General features: G+C 68.7%; 21 protein-coding genes and 1 pseudogene. 8 read left to right on the forward strand and 14 right to left on the reverse strand.

All coding sequences use genetic code 11. The features are described 5' to 3' along the window. Nucleotides 1–31: 31 nt before the first annotated feature. The 9 genes from LMH63_RS11680 to LMH63_RS11720 all read right to left on the reverse strand — a co-directional run bounded on the left by LMH63_RS11680 (nt 32) and on the right by LMH63_RS11720 (nt 5,325). Entirely contained in the window at nt 32–550 is a 519-nt protein-coding gene (locus tag LMH63_RS11680; protein WP_109680386.1) for a hypothetical protein, read from the reverse strand. Then, nucleotides 532–1,536 (reverse strand): malonyl-ACP O-methyltransferase BioC, encoded by a 1,005-nt coding sequence (bioC, locus tag LMH63_RS11685; protein ID WP_109680387.1) that lies wholly within the window; start codon nt 1,534–1,536, stop codon nt 532–534. Before bioC ends, LMH63_RS11680 begins: the two co-directional genes overlap by 19 nt. A 31-nt stretch (nt 1,537–1,567) precedes the next feature. After that, on the reverse strand, nt 1,568–2,185 hold the full coding sequence (locus tag LMH63_RS11690; RefSeq protein ID WP_109680388.1) for a flavodoxin domain-containing protein: 618 nt from the start codon (nt 2,183–2,185) through the stop codon (nt 1,568–1,570). A gap of 10 nt (nt 2,186–2,195) precedes the next feature. Next, nucleotides 2,196–3,020 carry an FAD-binding oxidoreductase gene (locus LMH63_RS11695; RefSeq protein WP_158280497.1) on the reverse strand — a complete coding sequence of 275 codons (825 nt, stop codon included), beginning with the start codon at nt 3,018–3,020 and terminating at the stop codon, nt 2,196–2,198. Then, complete coding sequence (locus tag LMH63_RS11700; protein WP_158280498.1) at nt 3,008–3,268, reverse strand: hypothetical protein; 261 nt, start codon at nt 3,266–3,268, stop codon at nt 3,008–3,010. The genes LMH63_RS11695 and LMH63_RS11700 overlap by 13 nt, the downstream gene beginning before the upstream one ends. Before the next feature lie 87 nt (nt 3,269–3,355). Then, complete coding sequence (gene sdhD / locus LMH63_RS11705; protein WP_109680390.1) at nt 3,356–3,742, reverse strand: succinate dehydrogenase, hydrophobic membrane anchor protein; 387 nt, start codon at nt 3,740–3,742, stop codon at nt 3,356–3,358. Continuing rightward, complete coding sequence (gene sdhC, locus LMH63_RS11710; protein ID WP_109680391.1) at nt 3,739–4,140, reverse strand: succinate dehydrogenase, cytochrome b556 subunit; 402 nt, start codon at nt 4,138–4,140, stop codon at nt 3,739–3,741. The genes sdhD and sdhC overlap by 4 nt, the downstream gene beginning before the upstream one ends. 19 nt (nt 4,141–4,159) lie before the next feature. Beyond that, nucleotides 4,160–5,002, reverse strand: a complete 843-nt coding sequence (locus LMH63_RS11715) for a succinate dehydrogenase iron-sulfur subunit (RefSeq protein ID WP_109680392.1) — start codon at nt 5,000–5,002, stop codon at nt 4,160–4,162. A 2-nt stretch (nt 5,003–5,004) separates the two neighbouring features. Further along, entirely contained in the window at nt 5,005–5,325 is a 321-nt protein-coding gene (locus LMH63_RS11720) for a carboxymuconolactone decarboxylase family protein (RefSeq protein ID WP_109680393.1), read from the reverse strand. Nucleotides 5,326–5,624: 299 nt separating this feature from the next. Here LMH63_RS11720 and LMH63_RS11725 point away from each other — a divergent pair, with 299 nt between their 5' ends. The 4 genes from LMH63_RS11725 (at nt 5,625) to LMH63_RS11740 (ending at nt 8,124) form a co-directional block, all read left to right on the forward strand. After that, entirely contained in the window at nt 5,625–6,065 is a 441-nt protein-coding gene (locus LMH63_RS11725; protein WP_229332792.1) for an RrF2 family transcriptional regulator, read from the forward strand. A 90-nt stretch (nt 6,066–6,155) separates the two neighbouring features. Then, nucleotides 6,156–6,764 (forward strand): hemerythrin domain-containing protein, encoded by a 609-nt coding sequence (locus LMH63_RS11730; protein ID WP_109680398.1) that lies wholly within the window; start codon nt 6,156–6,158, stop codon nt 6,762–6,764. A 247-nt stretch (nt 6,765–7,011) separates the two neighbouring features. Continuing rightward, nucleotides 7,012–7,461, forward strand: coding sequence for a cytochrome P450 family protein (locus LMH63_RS11735; protein ID WP_199225771.1), 450 nt, complete (start codon nt 7,012–7,014; stop codon nt 7,459–7,461). Between the two features lie 78 nt (nt 7,462–7,539). Continuing rightward, nucleotides 7,540–8,124, forward strand: a complete 585-nt coding sequence (locus LMH63_RS11740; RefSeq protein WP_229332570.1) for a cytochrome P450 — start codon at nt 7,540–7,542, stop codon at nt 8,122–8,124. Between the two features lie 56 nt (nt 8,125–8,180). On the opposite strand, the gene LMH63_RS11745 is transcribed toward LMH63_RS11740, so the two are convergent. The 3 genes from LMH63_RS11745 to LMH63_RS11755 form a co-directional block, all read right to left on the reverse strand. Beyond that, entirely contained in the window at nt 8,181–8,594 is a 414-nt protein-coding gene (locus LMH63_RS11745) for a GreA/GreB family elongation factor (RefSeq protein ID WP_158280500.1), read from the reverse strand. Nucleotides 8,595–9,228: 634 nt separating this feature from the next. Further along, nucleotides 9,229–9,387, reverse strand: coding sequence for a hypothetical protein (locus tag LMH63_RS11750; RefSeq protein ID WP_158280501.1), 159 nt, complete (start codon nt 9,385–9,387; stop codon nt 9,229–9,231). 247 nt (nt 9,388–9,634) lie between these two features. Next, nucleotides 9,635–9,952, reverse strand: coding sequence for a hypothetical protein (locus LMH63_RS11755; protein ID WP_109680400.1), 318 nt, complete (start codon nt 9,950–9,952; stop codon nt 9,635–9,637). A gap of 198 nt (nt 9,953–10,150) precedes the next feature. Here LMH63_RS11755 and LMH63_RS11760 point away from each other — a divergent pair, with 198 nt between their 5' ends. The 3 genes from LMH63_RS11760 to LMH63_RS11770 all read left to right on the forward strand — a co-directional run bounded on the left by LMH63_RS11760 (nt 10,151) and on the right by LMH63_RS11770 (nt 12,779). Beyond that, complete coding sequence (locus LMH63_RS11760) at nt 10,151–11,212, forward strand: tellurite resistance/C4-dicarboxylate transporter family protein (RefSeq protein WP_109680401.1); 1,062 nt, start codon at nt 10,151–10,153, stop codon at nt 11,210–11,212. Between the two features lie 118 nt (nt 11,213–11,330). Then, nucleotides 11,331–11,609 carry a hypothetical protein gene (locus tag LMH63_RS11765; protein ID WP_229332571.1) on the forward strand — a complete coding sequence of 93 codons (279 nt, stop codon included), beginning with the start codon at nt 11,331–11,333 and terminating at the stop codon, nt 11,607–11,609. Beyond that, nucleotides 11,610–12,779 (forward strand): NnrS family protein, encoded by a 1,170-nt coding sequence (locus LMH63_RS11770; RefSeq protein ID WP_229332572.1) that lies wholly within the window; start codon nt 11,610–11,612, stop codon nt 12,777–12,779. A 40-nt stretch (nt 12,780–12,819) separates the two neighbouring features. Here LMH63_RS11770 and LMH63_RS11775 read toward each other — a convergent pair whose 3' ends face one another. Together LMH63_RS11775 and LMH63_RS11780 are read right to left on the reverse strand one after the other, a co-directional pair. Beyond that, the gene (locus LMH63_RS11775) at nt 12,820–13,428 is read right to left on the reverse strand and encodes a redoxin domain-containing protein (RefSeq protein WP_229332573.1); all 609 of its coding nucleotides are present in this window, start codon (nt 13,426–13,428) and stop codon (nt 12,820–12,822) included. Nucleotides 13,429–14,453: 1,025 nt separating this feature from the next. Further along, nucleotides 14,454–14,603 (reverse strand): annotated as a pseudogene (locus LMH63_RS11780) (type I restriction-modification system subunit M N-terminal domain-containing protein); the annotation flags it as partial. 953 nt (nt 14,604–15,556) lie between these two features. Here LMH63_RS11780 and LMH63_RS11785 point away from each other — a divergent pair. After that, nucleotides 15,557–15,889: an H-NS histone family protein gene (locus tag LMH63_RS11785; RefSeq protein WP_229332574.1), complete on the forward strand. Its 333-nt coding sequence runs from the start codon at nt 15,557–15,559 to the stop codon at nt 15,887–15,889. Nucleotides 15,890–16,018 lie beyond the last annotated feature (129 nt).

Below are 16,018 nucleotides of genomic sequence, written 5' to 3' on the forward strand. Positions count from 1 at the left end.
AGCCCCCGGTGTGCCCTCGCGAAGCGGCAGGTCAGGAGCGCGCAGACAGCACGAGCCCGACGATTGCGCCCGCGAGCAGGATGCCGGCAATCGTGCGATAGGCCAGCAGCAGCGGGCGGTGCGTCGCCGCGCGCGTGCCGGCGAGAAAGCATCCCAGCGCCACCGCGAACAGGGCTTCTCCCGCCGCCACAACGATGAAGCGCTCGGAGAGGACCCCAGCGATGACGCCGGCATTGCCCGCGTTGAGCACGACACACTCGAGGGCTACCCGCGCCCTCGACGGCGCCTCGGCCGCAAGCAGGGCCTGCCCCAGTCCGAGCACCAGTTGCCCCGCACCCACCACCAGCACCAAGTACGCCACCATCCAGACGATGGCGCGGCTCGGCGCATGCGCGATGGCCGCCGCGCAGAGGCCGCCGGCGACGATGGCCGTGAACGCCACAATGACGAACGGTTGCGCTGCCGTCGCGCGCGCACCCGGCAGATCCGCCCACGCCGCGGACGGCTTCCGACCAGCATCGGCCTGGGAGTTCAGGCTGTAACTGAACATGGGCGCAACTCCACGCACCCGTTGAATATTCGACTGCCCGGTGACTGCGGGGCCTGATTGCGCGCATCAACGGAGCAGCGGCCACACCCATCATCGGATTGCACCCCGGGGCCCTGGCCAACAAAGAAATCCAGATAGAAGTCCGTCCCACCGCCATCCGCTCGCTTCTGGGGAACCACGCCGGTGGCCCGGGCGTGACCATAGATCACCTCGCAGGTGGCCGGTAACCGACCCTTCGGGTCCCGATAGCGCTCGTAGGCTGAGGCCATGCGCTGCCAGCGCCCGCGCCCAGTCAGACCCGGCGCGCGTCCGCCTTGGATCGTCTGCTCCCCCATGGCCTTCAGATCCCGCATGACATCGACGGGAGTCGCGTAGGTGAGGCGAAAGTGCTCCACGTCCACCACCGGATCGCCGAACCAGGCGGATACCAGGGCATCGCCGATATCGTGCATATCCACGAAGTCGTTCACGTGGCGATGATCGTCGGCAGCGGTCCAGCTCTCCCGCAGCTCTCGCAGGGTATCCGGGCCAAAGGTGGTGAACATCAGCAGGCCACCGGGGCGCAGCACCCGCTGACACTCCCGGAACAGGGCGCTCAGATCGCGACAGAGGTGAAACACGGCATTGGCGAACAGCAGGTCCACGCTGCGGTCGGCCAGCGGCAGGCTGCGGACATCCCCACGGATGACCGGCAGCGACCGTAGCCAGCTCCCGCGGCTGCGGGCTCGCTGCAGCATCCCGCGGGAGCGGTCGAGGGCAATGACCCGGGCCTTGCGGAAGCGCCGGCGCAGATCCACGGTGCGCTCGCCCGTGCCCGCCCCCAGATCCACCACCCGCTCCGGCGCGAGGCGGATGAACTCCATTCGCTGGAGCATCCGGCGACCGATCTCCCGTTGCAGGACGGCCGCCCGGTCGTAGGTCGCGGCCGCGCGATCGAACGCCCGCTCGAGTGCGTGGGGATCAGGCTCGTCGCTCGATTCGCGCATGTCTTCCGCAGGCTCCCGTTGGCGGCCGCGATCAGGTGCATCTCGCGGGCGCGGCGACACCGGCATGCTCCGCGAAGCGCTCCAGGGCGCTGTCGATCCAGTGCTCGGCGTTCTCCTCGAAGTCCGCCTCGCTGTCCGCGTCACAGTCCATGCGTGGGACGAGGCGCGCAGCGCCCAGCTCCGCAAGGCGTGCGTCGAAGTCCCGGCCCGCCTGGCAGAATTGCCGATAGCAGGAATCACCGAGCGCGAGCACGGCGAACCTGACCCCGTCGAGCCGCGGGGCGTCCGGCTCGTGCAGGCGCTCATGCAGGTCGGTGGCGGCATTCGGCGGCTCGCCATCGCCATAGGTGGCGGTGATCACCATGAGAAAGGGCTCGGCGCGCAGCGACTCCACGCCGCAGTCGGCCATGTCCCGCACCCGCACGAACAGGCCCCATGCGGTGGCGAGCTCACCCGCGCGCTCGGCGAGCTCCTCGGCCGTTCCGGTCTCCGAGCCGTAGACAATGGTCAGGCGCCGAGGCGGCGGGTCTGCCTCCGGCCCGGCGTCGGTAGCGGGCAGTCGCTGGCCCGGTAGGCCGGCGAGGACGACCTGGAGGATGTCGCCCTTGGTGTTACGCTCCGCCGGCGCGTGCGAACCCCTTGCCGTCACGTTCCGCCCCTCAACCTGCTGTGGGGCGCGACTGGTACTTCTCGCGCACGACGCGGCGGCGAGGGAACCCCGCCGCGCCCAGCCAGCCGGCCGCGGCGTCGATCATGCCCGGGTTGCCGCAGAGGTAGGCCAGCGTGGTGGCCGGCAGGAGGCCGAGGAACGGCAGGCCCTGCTGCACGTAGCCGGCGGCCTCATCCGCCGCGGGCGTCTCCGGGAGCTCGCGGCTGTAGTGCACCCACAGACGGCGGTGCTGCGGGTCCCGGGCGACGAAGCCGCGGAACTCGTCCAGGTAGAGCGCCGCAGCGGGCGAGCGTACGCCCATGACGACGGTCACCCGCAGCGCCCGGCCGGCGGCACGCTGCTCGATCTCCGGCAGCATGGCCCGATAGGGGGCGAGCCCGGTGCCCGTGCCCATGAGCAGGTAGTACTCCGGATCCTCGCCGGGCAGCAGCAGGCGCCCGAACGGGCCGCTGGCCCGCAGCCGGTCCCCCGGGCGGCGCGCGAACAGGTACTCGGTGGCGAGCCCGCCCGGCACGGCCGCCGCCACCACCTCGATCCGCTCGCGGGCCTCGCCGGAACGCAGCGGTGTCGCCACGCTGTAGCTGCGCCAGACCTCGCCCTGCGGGCCGGGAATGGCGAGATTGCAGAAATGCCCCGGCTCGTAGCGCACCGGGGCACCGTCCACCCGGGCAAGGCCGAGGCGCAGGGTGTCCGGGGCGATCAGCGCGGTATCGAGTACCTGGAGCTCACAGGGCTCGCGTCGCGTGCCGAGCCCCGTGGCGTCCGGGGCGTCCGTGGGTGCCGGCACGGGGGCGGCCGTGGTCATGCGTCCCATGCGGCCTCCCGGCGCGCGCCGGCAGCCTGCAGCGCCTCGCGCTCGAGCACCCCGCTGAGCCTGTCCGCGAGCTGCGGCGCCCCGGCAAGGCAGGGGCAGACGCGCCCGCGCAGTGCCGCCCGGGCGCAGCATCGCCGCTGCTCGGGAGTCGCCGCCGCGCAGTCCGGGCCGCAGGCCCTCGCCACGGCCTCGAGCTCGCCCGCCGGGATCGCAAGCGTATAGGCATCGGCATAGCCCGGTACTTGCATGACGCACCTCCCTTGGAAGAAGTATTTGTATTATTACTTATAGCCGGTGCGCTGCACAACCCAGACACCCGGGAGGGGGTTGATGGCTCAGCGACCGAAGGCCACGTACAGCACGGCGTAACCGCCGACTGCCAACAGCCCGAGGCAGCCCGCCGTCACCAGCCCCCGCAGCGCGACCGCGGCCGCCTTGCGGTGCACGTAGTCCTCCACGATCACCTGCAGGCCGAGCGCCAGGTGAAGCCCGGCCACCGCCAGCAGCAGCAGCATCGCGATGGCGTTCCAGGGTGCCGCCAGCCACGCTTGGACGGTCGCGTGCGGCGCGCCGCTGAGGCGCACCAGCGCGACCGCGAGCCACAGCCCGAGCGGCACGAGCGCCGCGGCCGTCAGTCGCTGCCGCCACCAGTGGCCGACGCCGGCATGGGCGCTGCCGAGCCCGCGGGCACGGGCGAGGGGCGTCCGGCGGTCAGTACTCATGACGAGGCTCCCCACGGCAGCAGGGCGAGCAGCGCGGTGAGCGCGGTGAGGAGCAGGCTCGCCAGCACCACCGTCCAGCCTGAGGCGTAGATGCGCCGCAGCTCGAAGCCGTAGCCGGCGTCCCAGGCCAGATGCCGGACACCGTTGCAGAGGTGATAGAAGAAGGCGAACACGACCACCAGCAGCGCGACGCGCCCCACCGGCCCCGACAGCAGGGCGCGCGCGGTCGCATACCAGAACGGCCCGGCGGCCACCGCCGCCAGCCAGAGCACGAACGCCGGCGCCGCGAGACCCAGCAGCAGGCCGCTCAGGCGATGGAGGATGGACAGCACCGAGGTGAGCTGCGGCCGGTAGACCTGCACGTGGGGCGAGAGCGGGCGGCGGCGGTCAGCGGCCATGCGATCGACCCTCCGGGGTTCAGAGGTTGCGCTCCAGCAGCATCCGCTTGATCTCGGCGATGGCCCACCCCGGGTTCAGGCCCTTGGGGCAGGTGCGGGTGCAGTTGAGGATGGTATGGCAGCGGTAGAGCCGGAAGGGGTCCTCGAGCTCGTCGAGGCGCTCGCCGGTGGCCTCGTCACGGCTGTCCGCAAGCCAGCGGTAGGCCTGCAGCAGGACCGCTGGGCCGAGGAAGCGGTCGCCGTTCCACCAGTGGCTCGGGCAGCCGGAGGTGCAGCAGAAGCAGAGGATGCACTCGTAGGCCCCGTCCAGACGGGCCCGCTCCTCCGGCGACTGCAGCCGCTCGTGCGCATCCGGGGCCGGCGTGTCCGCGCGCAGCCAGGGCCGGATCAGCTCGTACTGCGCGAACGCGTGCCGCTGGTCGCCGACGAGATCCTTGATGATCGGGAGGTTGTTGAGCGGATAGACCTGAACCGGCTCGTCGGTCTCGGTGAGCGCCCGGGTGCAGGCCAGCCAGTTGGTGCCGTCGATGTTCATGGCGCAGGAGCCGCAGACGCCCTCGCGGCAGGAGCGCCGGAAGGTGAGGGTGGGATCCACCGTGTTCTTGATGTGGATGAGGGCATCGAGCAGCATCGGCCCGCAGGCCTCGGCATCCACCCGGTAGGTGTCGAGGCGCGGCCCCTCGTCACCCTCCGGATCGTAGCGGTAGACCTGGAGCGTGCGCAGGCGCCGGGCGTTGGCGGGCGCCGGCCACTCGCGCCCGGCGCGCACCCGGGAGCCCGGCGATAGCCCCTGGCTGCGGGGCACCGGGAAGCGCTTGAGCAGGGTGCCTCGCGGGCGCTCGCTGGAGTCGCGTATCAGCATCGTCACTGTCCTCCCGCACCCTCGTCGTAGGCATCGAAGGCGCGGCGCGAATGCGCCACCGCACCACCGGCCCGCATTTCCGCCGCCACCCAGATGGCCTCCAGCAGCTCCGCCTCGTCGGCGCCTTCACGGCGGGCGGCGTGGGTGTGCCCGCGGATGCAGTCGGGGCACTGGGTCACGTGGGCAGCGGCCACCGCGATCAGCTGCTTCGTCTTCGCGTCCAGCGCGCCGGAAGCGAAGACGGCGCGGCTGAAGGCCCGCCAGGCGGTCTCCACCTCCGGCGTCAGGTCCTTGCGGCGCGCCCCGGGTCGTTGTCCGGTCATGGGCTTACCCTCCCAGAGGTATGGCGCTGCGGACCGCGTGGATCAGCTCGGAAGGGCCGCGGTACCGCGTCACCAACAGCATGGCAGACGGGGCGGGGCTCCACCCCACCGTGCATTCCATTTAACCAGTAATGGCTATACTGTTTATAGCCCATGGGCAAGCGCGCTCCACCTCCCCGCTCTTCCAGTGGTCGCTAGCGACGCGTCTAACCATTATCCTGAATGAACCATTAAAGGGCTCAGTTGCGGGGCGAGAAACTCTCCACCCCGCTGCGGCCCACTGCGAGGAACCGGTTCCCATTAAGCTCACGCGCTACAGCGACTACTCCCTGCGCGTGCTGATGTACCTGGGGGTGCGCGGCGAGGGGCTCGCGACCATCAGCGAGATCGCCGAGGCCTACGGCATTTCGCGCAACCATGTCATGAAGGTGGTCTTCGATCTCGGGCGCATCGGCTACATCGAAACGGTGCGCGGCAAGCGCGGCGGCATCCGGCTGCGGCGGGCACCGGAGGAGATCAATGTCGGCGAGCTGGTGCGGCGCACGGAGACGAGCCTCGAGCTGGTGGAGTGCTTCGGCAGCGACAACACCTGCTGCCTGGCCCCGGTGTGCGTGCTGCGCGGCGCCCTCGACGAGGCCCTGCGCGCCTTTCTCGAGGTGCTTGACCGCTACACGCTGGCCGATCTCATCGCACCCCGGCACCAGCTGGCAGACCAGCTGCGCACCGTCACGTTCGGGTAATCCCCTGCCGTCCGCGCTTCCAGATGAACGCCTTCCATTTAAAGCCGTAGATCGTATACTGCTTTACACTTCATATGAGGAGGACCCGCCATGAGCCAGCACCCCTTGGACGTGCTGCACGAGGAGCACCGCCAGCTGCGCGGGCTCCTCGCCATCCTCGAGCGCCAGCTCTTCAGCACCCACGACGGCGGCTCGCCGGATTTCGAGGTGATGGCGGAGCTGCTGGACTACCTCGCTGATGAGCCCGAGCACCTTCACCACCGCTTCGAGGCGCGCCTGCTCGAAGCCCTGGCGCAGCGCAGGCCCGAGCTCACCGGCCTGAGTGCCGAGCTGGGCCGCGCTCGGGGCCGCATCGCCACCGGCGGGCGCAAGCTGCAGCGCCTGGTCAGCGAGGTCATCGACGGACTGCTGGTTCCGCGGCAACGACTCGCCCGGCTCGGCCTGCGTTACGTGCGCAGCTACCAGGCGCTCATGGCGCGTGAGGAGGCAGAGGCATTCCCCGCCCTGGAACGGGACCTCCGCCCCGCCGACTGGATCGAGCTCATCACGGCCTGCCACTGGCGTTGCGGGCTCAGTTCTCCACCGCTGGACGAGCCCGGATACGACGCATTGCGGCGCCGCATTGAGCACGAAGCGGGTGGATTCTGGCCAGCCGGCACGGCGACGGACCTGCGCTGCCCGGTCTGCGACGACACCTGAGCTACCGGGCCATACGCGCGGCACCCGCCTTCCGCCCTGCCGGCGGTAACAGCAGCGCCTACCTGCCCCTGCCCGACCAACGAGCCGACCCCGCATAACACCTGGTCCCCATACGCAACGCGCAATCCGTGACGCGCCCCTCGTGCAACGGTACCGTACGCCGCGCAGGAAGAGGCATTTCATCGACTGCTTCGGGCGCCGGCAGGCCGCATGCCACGCCCGTGCCGCGAAAGCGGGGAGCCACATCGTGAGCCAGCACTGCCCATGCAACTCGGACCCACGCAGAGCGGAGGTCACGCGGGATCCGCTCGCCGCCTACGACGGCCTGCGCGCGCGCTGCCCGGTGGCAGGCAGCGGGCTGCTCGGTTGGACCCTGACGGACAACGCCGGCATCCGCGCGGTGCTGCACGACCCCGAGACCTTCAGCAACTCGGTCTCGCGGCACCTGTCGGTGCCGAACGGCATGGATCCGCCCCAGCACACGCCCTTCCGGCGCCTCGTCGAGCGCTACTTCGAGCCCGCCGAGGTGGCCGGACTGGAGCCCGAGCTCGACGGCATCGCCCGCGAGCTGGCCGAGGCTGCACGCGGCGCGGGGGATGTGGACCTCGTCAGTGCCTTCTGCGAACCCTTCGCAGTCCGCGCCCAGTGCGCCTTCCTCGGCTGGCCGCGCTCGGTGGAGGCGCGGCTTGCGGAATGAGCGCGGCGCAACGAGGCGGCTACCCGGGAGCAGGACCGCCAGGCCCTGGCCGAGATCGCCGCCGAGCTGGATGCCCTGGTGGTGGCGCTGCTCGACGAGCGCCGCGCCCTTGGGGACGACGCACCGCCGGACCGCACGACACGGCTCCTCCATGAGCAGGTGGACGGACGGCGGCTCACGGACGCGGAGATCGTCAGCATCCTGCGCAACTGGACCATGGGGGAGGTCGGCACCCTGGCGGCCTCCCTCGGCATCATCGGCGCCTTCCTTGCCGGACACCCGGCGGAGCAGGAACGCCTGCGCGCAGACCCGGCCGCGGTCCCCGACGCCATCGAGGAGGTCCTGCGCCTGCACGGGCCGCTGCTCGCCAACCGCCGCCGCGTCACCCGGGACACGACCATCGCCGGCCAGCCGGTCGCCGCCGGGGATCGCGTGACGCTGCTCTGGGTGCCCGCCAACCGGGATCCGGCGGCCTTCAGCGGCCCCCTCGCCTACCGCCCGGCGCGGGATCAGTCCCGCAACCTGCTCTGGGGTGAGGGCCTGCACGTCTGTCCCGGCGCGCCGCTGGACGTCGCCGGGCTGGCGCCGCAACCGCAGGCGACGCCCCAGCCTGCTGTCTATCCGGCCAGCGGCTTCGCGTCCGTCCCCCTGCGGCTGGAATGACGCCACCCACCGCCGCTGCGGGCGCCGGCACGCGGCGACCGCAGCGGCGGGCGGGGTTAGAGGTCAAAGCGCCCTGCCGCCTCCGGCTGGAACACGAGCGCCTCCACCCGGTACCGGCAGCTTCCCCCCGGAGTGGCCACGTTCAGCGTGTCGCCCACACGCGAGCCCAGCAGCGCAGCCCCCAGCGGGGCCAGCACGGAGATCGCCCCGGCGCTCGAATCCGCCGCATGCGGGAACACGAGCGTGCACTGGAACCGCTTTCCCGTCATGACGTTGTCGAGGGCCACCGTGCTGTTCATCGTCACCACGTCGCGCGGCATGGCCAGCGGATCCGCCTGATCGCAGGTCTGGATGCGGACCGCGAGATCGGCCACGTGATCGGCGCCGGCGGAAGGGCCGGACTGCCGGCCAAGCAGCGATTCCAGACGCTCGACGTCGAACCTGGACAACGGAGAGAAGCTTTCGGCCATCGGACTGCCTCCCGAAAACGACCCCGGGGACGACGCCACGGATCGGGGCGTCCGGGGTGGGGGATACAACGGCAAACGCCCGGAAAGCGGGAGCCGGACGGTGTCTGTCCCGCCGCGGTCCGCAATCCGGGATCGGAGGGCCCACAATATTCGGGGCGCCCATTCACGGCAGTTCCCCGGTGGCGAGCATCGCCACGCTGCGGCGCCATTACCAATATATGGCCCCTCACTGCCGTTTTCGAGCCCCATGCTGCCCCCGACCCGGAAACCCGCGGGACCGGACGGTCTCGTCCATCAATACCACAGATATTACTCCTCGAAATTCTTCGCTATGTTCCCCCGGGACACGGCATGCAGTTTTATTCGCAGGCATGCGGGACGGACGGCCGCCCCAGGTCTCGGTGCTACGTGGGTTCGGAGGGAAGTGTCGGGATTGTCAGAGCAGATCGAGTCGCTCCGGCCGATCGTTGCCGCGCTCCGCGAGCTGACCCTTTGGGTAGCCATTGCCCTGGCCACCTTGTCCACCGCCGCCATTGCCACAGCACCCCTGGTTCACGCCCGGCGCGGCGCTCGACCCCGTGGCGACCGCGATATCCTGGATGGCAGCCCACCCCCCGACGAGCGTGAGCGCGGGCTAATAGCAGTGCGTCTGTGCCAGCTCGACGAGAGTGAATTCGAGGGAGCGCTCGAAGCTGCGCAGAGCCGCGGCTAGACCTATGCCGGCGACCCCACCGCCGACGATGGCGACCCGATGGTGGTCCGGATGCGGGTCGATGGTGCTGCCGCTGTCCATGTGCTCGATTGATCTAAGAATCGCGACGAACGGATCGGGAGGACAGGGACTTGCTGGGACGTGGGGCATTGACGGGGAGCAAGCGCAGCAATCATCGCGCGAAACCGGAGAACCGCGGAACACTTCGCGCGGGCATCCGACCTTACCGATCCTATCGGGAGTATTGCTACACGGGTCAGCGTGTCGACTGATCCCACGGGATCGCAGATACCTCCACCATTACCGCGCTTTCCGCAGGCGCCACGCCTCACGCGCTCAGATCCACCAGCAGGAAGCCCAGGAAGAGGATGGTGTTCAACGCCCAGGCCACCGTCAGCCAGCGGGCGAGCACGCCGTAGAGCTCCTTGTTCACATTGTCGGCCGCGGCCCACACGGCCACGACGATCCACCCGGTGTACACCAGCAGAACGGCGCCCAGCGTCGCGATAAGCGCCGCCGATGAACGACTCCAGAGCATGGCCAGCAGCGCGATCCAGAGCACGTTGCTGGGAATGACCCCATACAGCCAGAACACCCGCGCCAGGGGGGCGGTTTCGGGGATGAAGCGGGGAAAGCTGCGATCCATGACGGAGTCCTCCGTGCGCCTGCGGGCATGGCCTCGGACACACCCATATATTAGTACTAAGTTTACTAGTTACCGAGCGCCCTGCCACCCTGCCGAAGGAACATGCCCAGGGGGCCGGGCTGCATGCACTCCGGGGGAGCACCGCAGGTGGGCCTCCGGAAGCGGCGCCCCCGATGCGGGGAACGGAGAACAGAGTTCATGCCGGCGTCATCACAGATCACGGCTGCGGTGCGCGATCTCTCCCCGGCCTACTTTGCCCTGGTAATGGCCACCGGGGTGATTTCCATCGCCGCGCAGATGCTCGGCTTCGGCCCGCTCGCCCACGCGCTCTTCTACCTCAACGGCCTGTTCTACGTGTTGCTGCTGATCCTGCATGGCCTGCGCCTGTGCTGGTTCCCTGGTCGCTTCGTCAGCGACCTGACCGATCATGCACGCGGGCCAGGGTACTTCACATGGGTGGCGAGCACCGCCGTGCTCGGCAGCCAGTTCGTACTGCTGGCCGGTGCACAGAGGGTCGCCCTCGCCCTGTGGGCCCTGGCCTGCCTGCTCTGGCTCGGCATCACCTACAGCGTGTTCACGATCTTCGTCGCCAAGGAGGACAAGCCACCCCTGGAGCGGGGCATCAATGGTGCCTGGCTGCTTGCCGTAGTGGCGACGCAGTCCATCGCGGTGCTGAGCGCCCATCTCGCGCCGCACTGGGCGCAGCCATACCGGCTCGAGCTGAACTTTCTCGCCCTGTCCATGTGGCTATGGGGCGGAATGCTTTACATCTGGATGATCGCGCTGATCTTCTACCGGTACTACTTCTTCGCCTTCTCGCCTGGAGACCTCGCGCCGCCCTACTGGATCAGCATGGGCGCGATGGCCATATCGACCCTCGCCGGGTCGCTGCTCATCGTCAACAGCCCCGATGCCCCCTACCTCGAGTCTTTGCAGCCCTTCATCAAGGGCTTCACGGTGTTCTACTGGGCCACTGGAACGTGGTGGATACCAATGCTGCTCCTCCTGGGCATCTGGCGGCATTTCATTCGGCGGTTTCCGTTCGTCTACGACCCGCTGTACTGGGGTCTGGTGTTCCCCCTTGGCATGTACACCGCGGCCACGACGCAAATGGTGGAGGCCATGGAGCTCTCCTTTCTCCAACCGCTGCCGACGGCATGCTTCTATGTCGCGCTCGCAGCCTGGCTGGTCACGTTTTTCGGCCTGCTGCGCAGCGTCGCCCGCCGGATGCGGGCGCCGCAAGCGAATCCCTATGGATAGCCGCGCGTGCACAGGCGTTCCCACTCAAGCTCATAACAAGTACCCACGCTAGTTGTTATACTTTGCTCGCTGGCTCGATCCCATGGTAATCGGCTGCCCGTGCGCCGAGGGGCATCCAATGGACGTCCGGCAGGAACTCGCGAGGAGTCAGGAGCTAGAGGCCGAGCGTGTCCGCTTTCTCGAGCGCACGCGCAGTCCTGGGGAGGCGCAGGCGTTCGCGCGGCGCACCCGCGGGATCTACCGCCGGGCAGTGCTCAACCGCTCGGCCCCGGCCGCCGAGCCGGTGTATCGCCTGCGCCTGATCGGCTCCTACTGCTACCTCAGACACTACCTGAATCCCGGGCCGGAAAACGGGTCCGGATCGCCGCCGCCGGCGCGCCGGGGCGGGCATGACTGAATGGGCAAGCTGACAGGCGGCTCGCGGCGGCACCCGGCCTACCCGGTGTTCTTTCCGGTCGCCGCGGCCTATGGGGCCATTGCGCTGCCGGTCTCCGTACTGGCCCTGCACGGCATGGCGCCCCTGCCCCCTCTGGCGACGCCGTGGGGGCACGCCCAGGAGCTGCTCTTCGGCTTCGGCCTCCTGGTGGCGGCCGGATTCCTGCTGAGTCGCGAGCGGCCGGCTGTGCTCGCGCTGCTGCTCGGCCTCTGGCTGCTGGCGCGCACCGCCACCCTGGTGGCTCCCGCGGGGCCCGTTGCCGCTCTCGCCGGCAGCGGCTTCGCGCTGCTCGTCGCCGCGGTGGCCGCGCCACGGTTCCTGAGCGCGGCGAAGAAGCTCCGCAACCAGGCCTTCGCCCCCATCCTGATCGCCATCAGCCTGGCCGCAACGGCCTTCCACGCCGCCGGAGCCAGCCTTGGCACACCGGCGCGCTATGCGGCCGTGCATGCCGGCGTGCTGCTATTCGCGGTGCTCATGCTTTTCATGGCGGGACGCATCATCGCGCCGGCCGCGGCCGGTGCCGCCCGGCAGGCCGGGCATCACCTGGAGGCGCGCGTGCAGCCGCGTCTGGAGGCTGCCCTGCTGCTGCTCATGGCCATCGCCCTGGTGGCCATGCTGATACCTGGCGCGAGGGTCGCGGGCGGCACCGCGCTGGTGCTCGCGGGCGTGGTCGCGGCTGTGCGCCTCGCACGCTGGCGTCTGTGGTGGAGTCGCCACCGCCCGGACCTGCTCTGCCTCGGCGCCGGCTACGCGTGGCTCGCTGTCGGCCTGCTGCTCTGGGGCGCGAGCGCCCTGCTCGGGGTACCCGGCCGCGGCGAGGCCGTGCACGCGATCACCGTCGGCGCCATGGGCACGCTCACCGTATCGGTGATGGCGCGCATCTGGCTCGTCAAGGCCGGCGCCGATCCCGCGGCGGCACCCGAACCGGTCATCGGCACGCTGCTGCTCGCAGGCGCAGCGGCGCTGCGGCTGCTGCAGCCCGGCAGCGAGCCGGCGCTACTCGCGGCCGCGGCCCTCTGGGCGCTGGCCTACCTGGTGCTGCTCGGACTTTTCCTGCGCGTTCCCCACGGTCGGAGGCGCGCGGCCCGCGCCAGCGGGGAGGCCCGAAGACGGGCGCCGGGACGTCCCTGATCGCGCCGTGCAGTTCGGAGGGGGCGCCGGGGAGCCGGGCTCACAACGGCTGGCGGATGCGGCGCACATAGGGCTTGCTCACCGCGCGCTCCCCAGGGCGATTCAACCCCCGTGTGCCCGGCGCCGGTACCGGACTGGCGAGCACGGGCTCGCCCGGCACCCAGTCGGCCGGTGTCGCCACCGGATGCCGGTCCGTGAGCTGGAGTGCGTCCAGCAGGCGCAGGACCTCGTGGAAGTTGCGCCCGCAGGCGAGCGGATAGGAGAGCATGGCGGCCACCCGGTGTCCCGGCGTGACGATGACCACCGAGCGCCCGGCTACACGGTCCAGGGCCGGACCGCAGCCGGGAGCGCTGACGTCGGCGGCGGGCAGCATGTCGTAGGCGCGGGCGATCTCGAGCTCAGGGTCGGAGATCATCGGGAAGTTGGGGGCGATACCGTCGCTCGCGGCGATCTCGCGCGACCACTGGCGGTGGCTTGCCAGGGCATCCGCCGAGAGCGAAATCACCCGGGTGCGACGACGTTCGAACTCCGGTGCCAGGCGCGCGACAGCCGCCAGCTCGGTGGTGCAGACGGGCGTGAAATCCCCCGGGTGCGAGAACAGCATGCCCCAGTGGTGTCCCAGCCAGTCGTGAAAGGCCAGCTCGCCCACGGTGGTCTCAGCGGTGAAGTCGGGTGTCTCGTCACCGACGCGTAACGTTGCCGCACCCAGACGCAGTGTTGTGGAACCATTTCTTCGCGCTCTGCAACATCCATCACGGCGGCGGCAGTTGCGCCTAGTGACCGCCACAGGCGTAGCCACACGGGATCGGGGAACCTTTCCAGGCGACCTGCTCGATGGCGCAATCCCCCGGCTCGCCCGCGTCATTCTGGGCCCAATCCATCGGCCGAAACGTTATTATAGTATTGTTTTGGCTTCTTCTACCCTGCCATGCCGCACAGCGCGGAGTTTGAGCTAGGTCGTGGTCTGCGCTAAAAGCGTTGCAACTTTTGGGGCCGGAAACTGGTTCCCCGGTCAAGGCAGGACGACATGCACCACTATCGTGCGCTCCCGCAACGGGCGGACACGACCCACGGGCATCGCATCCCGATAGCAAGGTGTTCTACGATGAAACAGTCCGATGACCTAACGTCGTCATCACCTAGAACTGAGCCTGGCCTCTGTCCCCAGCCCGAGTAACCATCCCCCTCACGTGGTTGCCACCTCACGTCCACCCGCAGCCCGCTCCGCTGCCGGTCGCCTCCTTCCCTTGAACACACCAGTACTCGCTTTCGGCAACAACCAGGCGTATCGCCGCCGGATTCGCTCTTTTGGGCCCCGACCGGCGCTTTCCGAACCGCGTTTTGACCGCCTTTTACGTACTGATGGCCGTCGTCGATAGAGTCGGGATGTGGCGCGGTGGCTTTAGGTCCGTCTGATCTGTTGCGGCACCTTTCGTTCCGGCGGTGCCTAAAGGGGCCGCGCCGTGCCTCCGTTTCCACATCCCGCTCATCGAACCGGACGTGCGCCTCTACTGCATCCCGCTCTCGGACGAGACTTCACGCCTTCACCCACGGCTCGCCGCGTCCAAGCTGCATCAGCCGCACGAACCTGAAGTACCCGTAGTGGTGCGAGAGGGGATAGCTCTCGCCCCGGCGTCGCCTAACCTTGTGCTTATGGCGCAGCCACCGGCGTAACTTGGTTGGCTCCAGCGCGCACTCGAGCGGGCGCAGCAGCGTGAATGGCAGGACCACCCGCCCGTACTGGGATTGCTTGAGATCACCGCGCAGCAAGTCCGCGACGGACCAGATGAAGGCGACCCTCTGGGAGTGGTTCTCGGTGTTCAAGGCGCCCGTTCCATCGTTTCTGTGATCTGCGTTTGCCGTGAGGGCCTCCTAGGGCTCATCCGCGATGGTCGTATGGCGCTCCAAGCACTGGTGCAATGCCGGTTCGCGCCCGGCAGTGGCACCACGGCCATGCGCGATCCTTGGAGTCCAAGCTCCTGAGCCGAGTGTGACCGTGGTTTAACGATCTCGACCAGTCGCGTGCCTCAGGACCTCCTCGCGCATGCCTCGGAGGCGGCGTGACGGTCAGTCCGCCGCGGCCGCCCCCAACGTGCTTGTCGGTCTGTCGCGGTACCGCCGGAGTTCATTACAGCGGCACAAACGAATCGCATCGGGTCGAATTAAGAGCATCCCTCTTTCCCCCGAATCAGTCCCTCCGGGGGAATGCCCCTCGCTTTGTGATAGCCACGAAAGCCGGCTTACGGATCGTCACCCCGGCGCAGCCAACGCCGCCGCGGCTCCGTCTCGTCCCGAATACCATGCGGGATGGCGATATCCGTAGGTACCGTGAATGCCTTGGCACACATCAGCGGAACCGAGGAAGCGACATGGCGAATCAGTCACTGCAATGCAATCTTGATGATGCGCCGCGCCGCGCCGCGCCGCGCCATAGCCAGCTTTGGTTGCCGGAACCTGATCGGGCGGTTTGTATTCCAATAGCCTGAGCGGAATGCGTGGAGGGTGGCCGTGAGTATCGGACGGCTTGGGGACAAATGCAGGCTTGGTGCTGCCTGGACTATTGAGCTCATCGCGCGCCAAACACGCAGCGGATTGCGGAAATGTGGTTCACATGCGCGCATGTATTTCTATCCTCCCCAGTGACGTATCCTTGGCCCTCCCCAACACGCGGTCTCTAGGGAACACGTTGCGCACCACGTAAACGCCTACTATCAAGTTCCACGGTATTCGCGGTACATTGCAGTCTCGCAGCACTTTCAACGTGAGGAAAGCGACCAATGACGCAGAGCAACGTGGATCTCTCGAAGTACAACATCGAAGAGCTCGCAACTCTCAAGAAGGACATTGACAAAGAGATTCAGGGCCGGCGCAAGCAGGACCAGAAAAAGGCACTCCGGGAGGCGAAGAAGGTAGCCGAGCGCTATGGTTTCTCCTTGACGGACTTGGTCGGTGCGCCCGCCAAGGCTGGGAAGTCTTCCGGAAAGGGCACCGTTCGATTTCGGCACCCGGAGGATCCGAGCAAGACCTGGTCGGGACGCGGCCGCAAACCCGGCTGGGTCAAGGACTGGGAAGCCAAGGGCCGTGACCTTGACGAGTTGCGAGCGGCCTGAGTCGGCAGCGTTCGCCGGCGCGGTTACTTCACGGCCCGTGCTTCTTATCAGTGCCCTCGCCGCGCCGGCTTCGCGCCTGTTCAATTGGAGGTGATTCGGCGCTCAACCTGACCCTACTAACCGGCCAAA

It is taken from the genome of Spiribacter halobius, assembly GCF_020883455.1.
GTDB classification, from domain to species: domain Bacteria; phylum Pseudomonadota; class Gammaproteobacteria; order Nitrococcales; family Nitrococcaceae; genus Sediminicurvatus; species Sediminicurvatus halobius.

Bases quoted from the DNA above. Each gene is read 5' to 3' on its own strand.
- LMH63_RS11680 (WP_109680386.1), bottom strand. From the start codon at position 550: ATGTTCAGTTACAGCCTGAACTCCCAGGCCGATGCTGGTCGGAAGCCG.
- bioC (WP_109680387.1), bottom strand. From the start codon at position 1,536: ATGCGCGAATCGAGCGACGAGCCTGATCCCCACGCACTCGAGCGGGCG.
- LMH63_RS11695 (WP_158280497.1), bottom strand. From the start codon at position 3,020: ATGGGACGCATGACCACGGCCGCCCCCGTGCCGGCACCCACGGACGCC.
- LMH63_RS11700 (WP_158280498.1), bottom strand. From the start codon at position 3,268: ATGCAAGTACCGGGCTATGCCGATGCCTATACGCTTGCGATCCCGGCG.
- sdhD (WP_109680390.1), bottom strand. From the start codon at position 3,742: ATGAGTACTGACCGCCGGACGCCCCTCGCCCGTGCCCGCGGGCTCGGC.
- sdhC (WP_109680391.1), bottom strand. From the start codon at position 4,140: ATGGCCGCTGACCGCCGCCGCCCGCTCTCGCCCCACGTGCAGGTCTAC.
- LMH63_RS11715 (WP_109680392.1), bottom strand. From the start codon at position 5,002: ATGCTGATACGCGACTCCAGCGAGCGCCCGCGAGGCACCCTGCTCAAG.
- LMH63_RS11720 (WP_109680393.1), bottom strand. From the start codon at position 5,325: ATGACCGGACAACGACCCGGGGCGCGCCGCAAGGACCTGACGCCGGAG.
- LMH63_RS11730 (WP_109680398.1), top strand. From the start codon at position 6,156: ATGAGCCAGCACCCCTTGGACGTGCTGCACGAGGAGCACCGCCAGCTG.
- LMH63_RS11745 (WP_158280500.1), bottom strand. From the start codon at position 8,594: ATGGCCGAAAGCTTCTCTCCGTTGTCCAGGTTCGACGTCGAGCGTCTG.
- LMH63_RS11750 (WP_158280501.1), bottom strand. From the start codon at position 9,387: ATGGACAGCGGCAGCACCATCGACCCGCATCCGGACCACCATCGGGTC.
- LMH63_RS11755 (WP_109680400.1), bottom strand. From the start codon at position 9,952: ATGGATCGCAGCTTTCCCCGCTTCATCCCCGAAACCGCCCCCCTGGCG.
- LMH63_RS11760 (WP_109680401.1), top strand. From the start codon at position 10,151: ATGCCGGCGTCATCACAGATCACGGCTGCGGTGCGCGATCTCTCCCCG.
- LMH63_RS11765 (WP_229332571.1), top strand. From the start codon at position 11,331: ATGGACGTCCGGCAGGAACTCGCGAGGAGTCAGGAGCTAGAGGCCGAG.
- LMH63_RS11770 (WP_229332572.1), top strand. From the start codon at position 11,610: ATGGGCAAGCTGACAGGCGGCTCGCGGCGGCACCCGGCCTACCCGGTG.
- LMH63_RS11785 (WP_229332574.1), top strand. From the start codon at position 15,557: ATGACGCAGAGCAACGTGGATCTCTCGAAGTACAACATCGAAGAGCTC.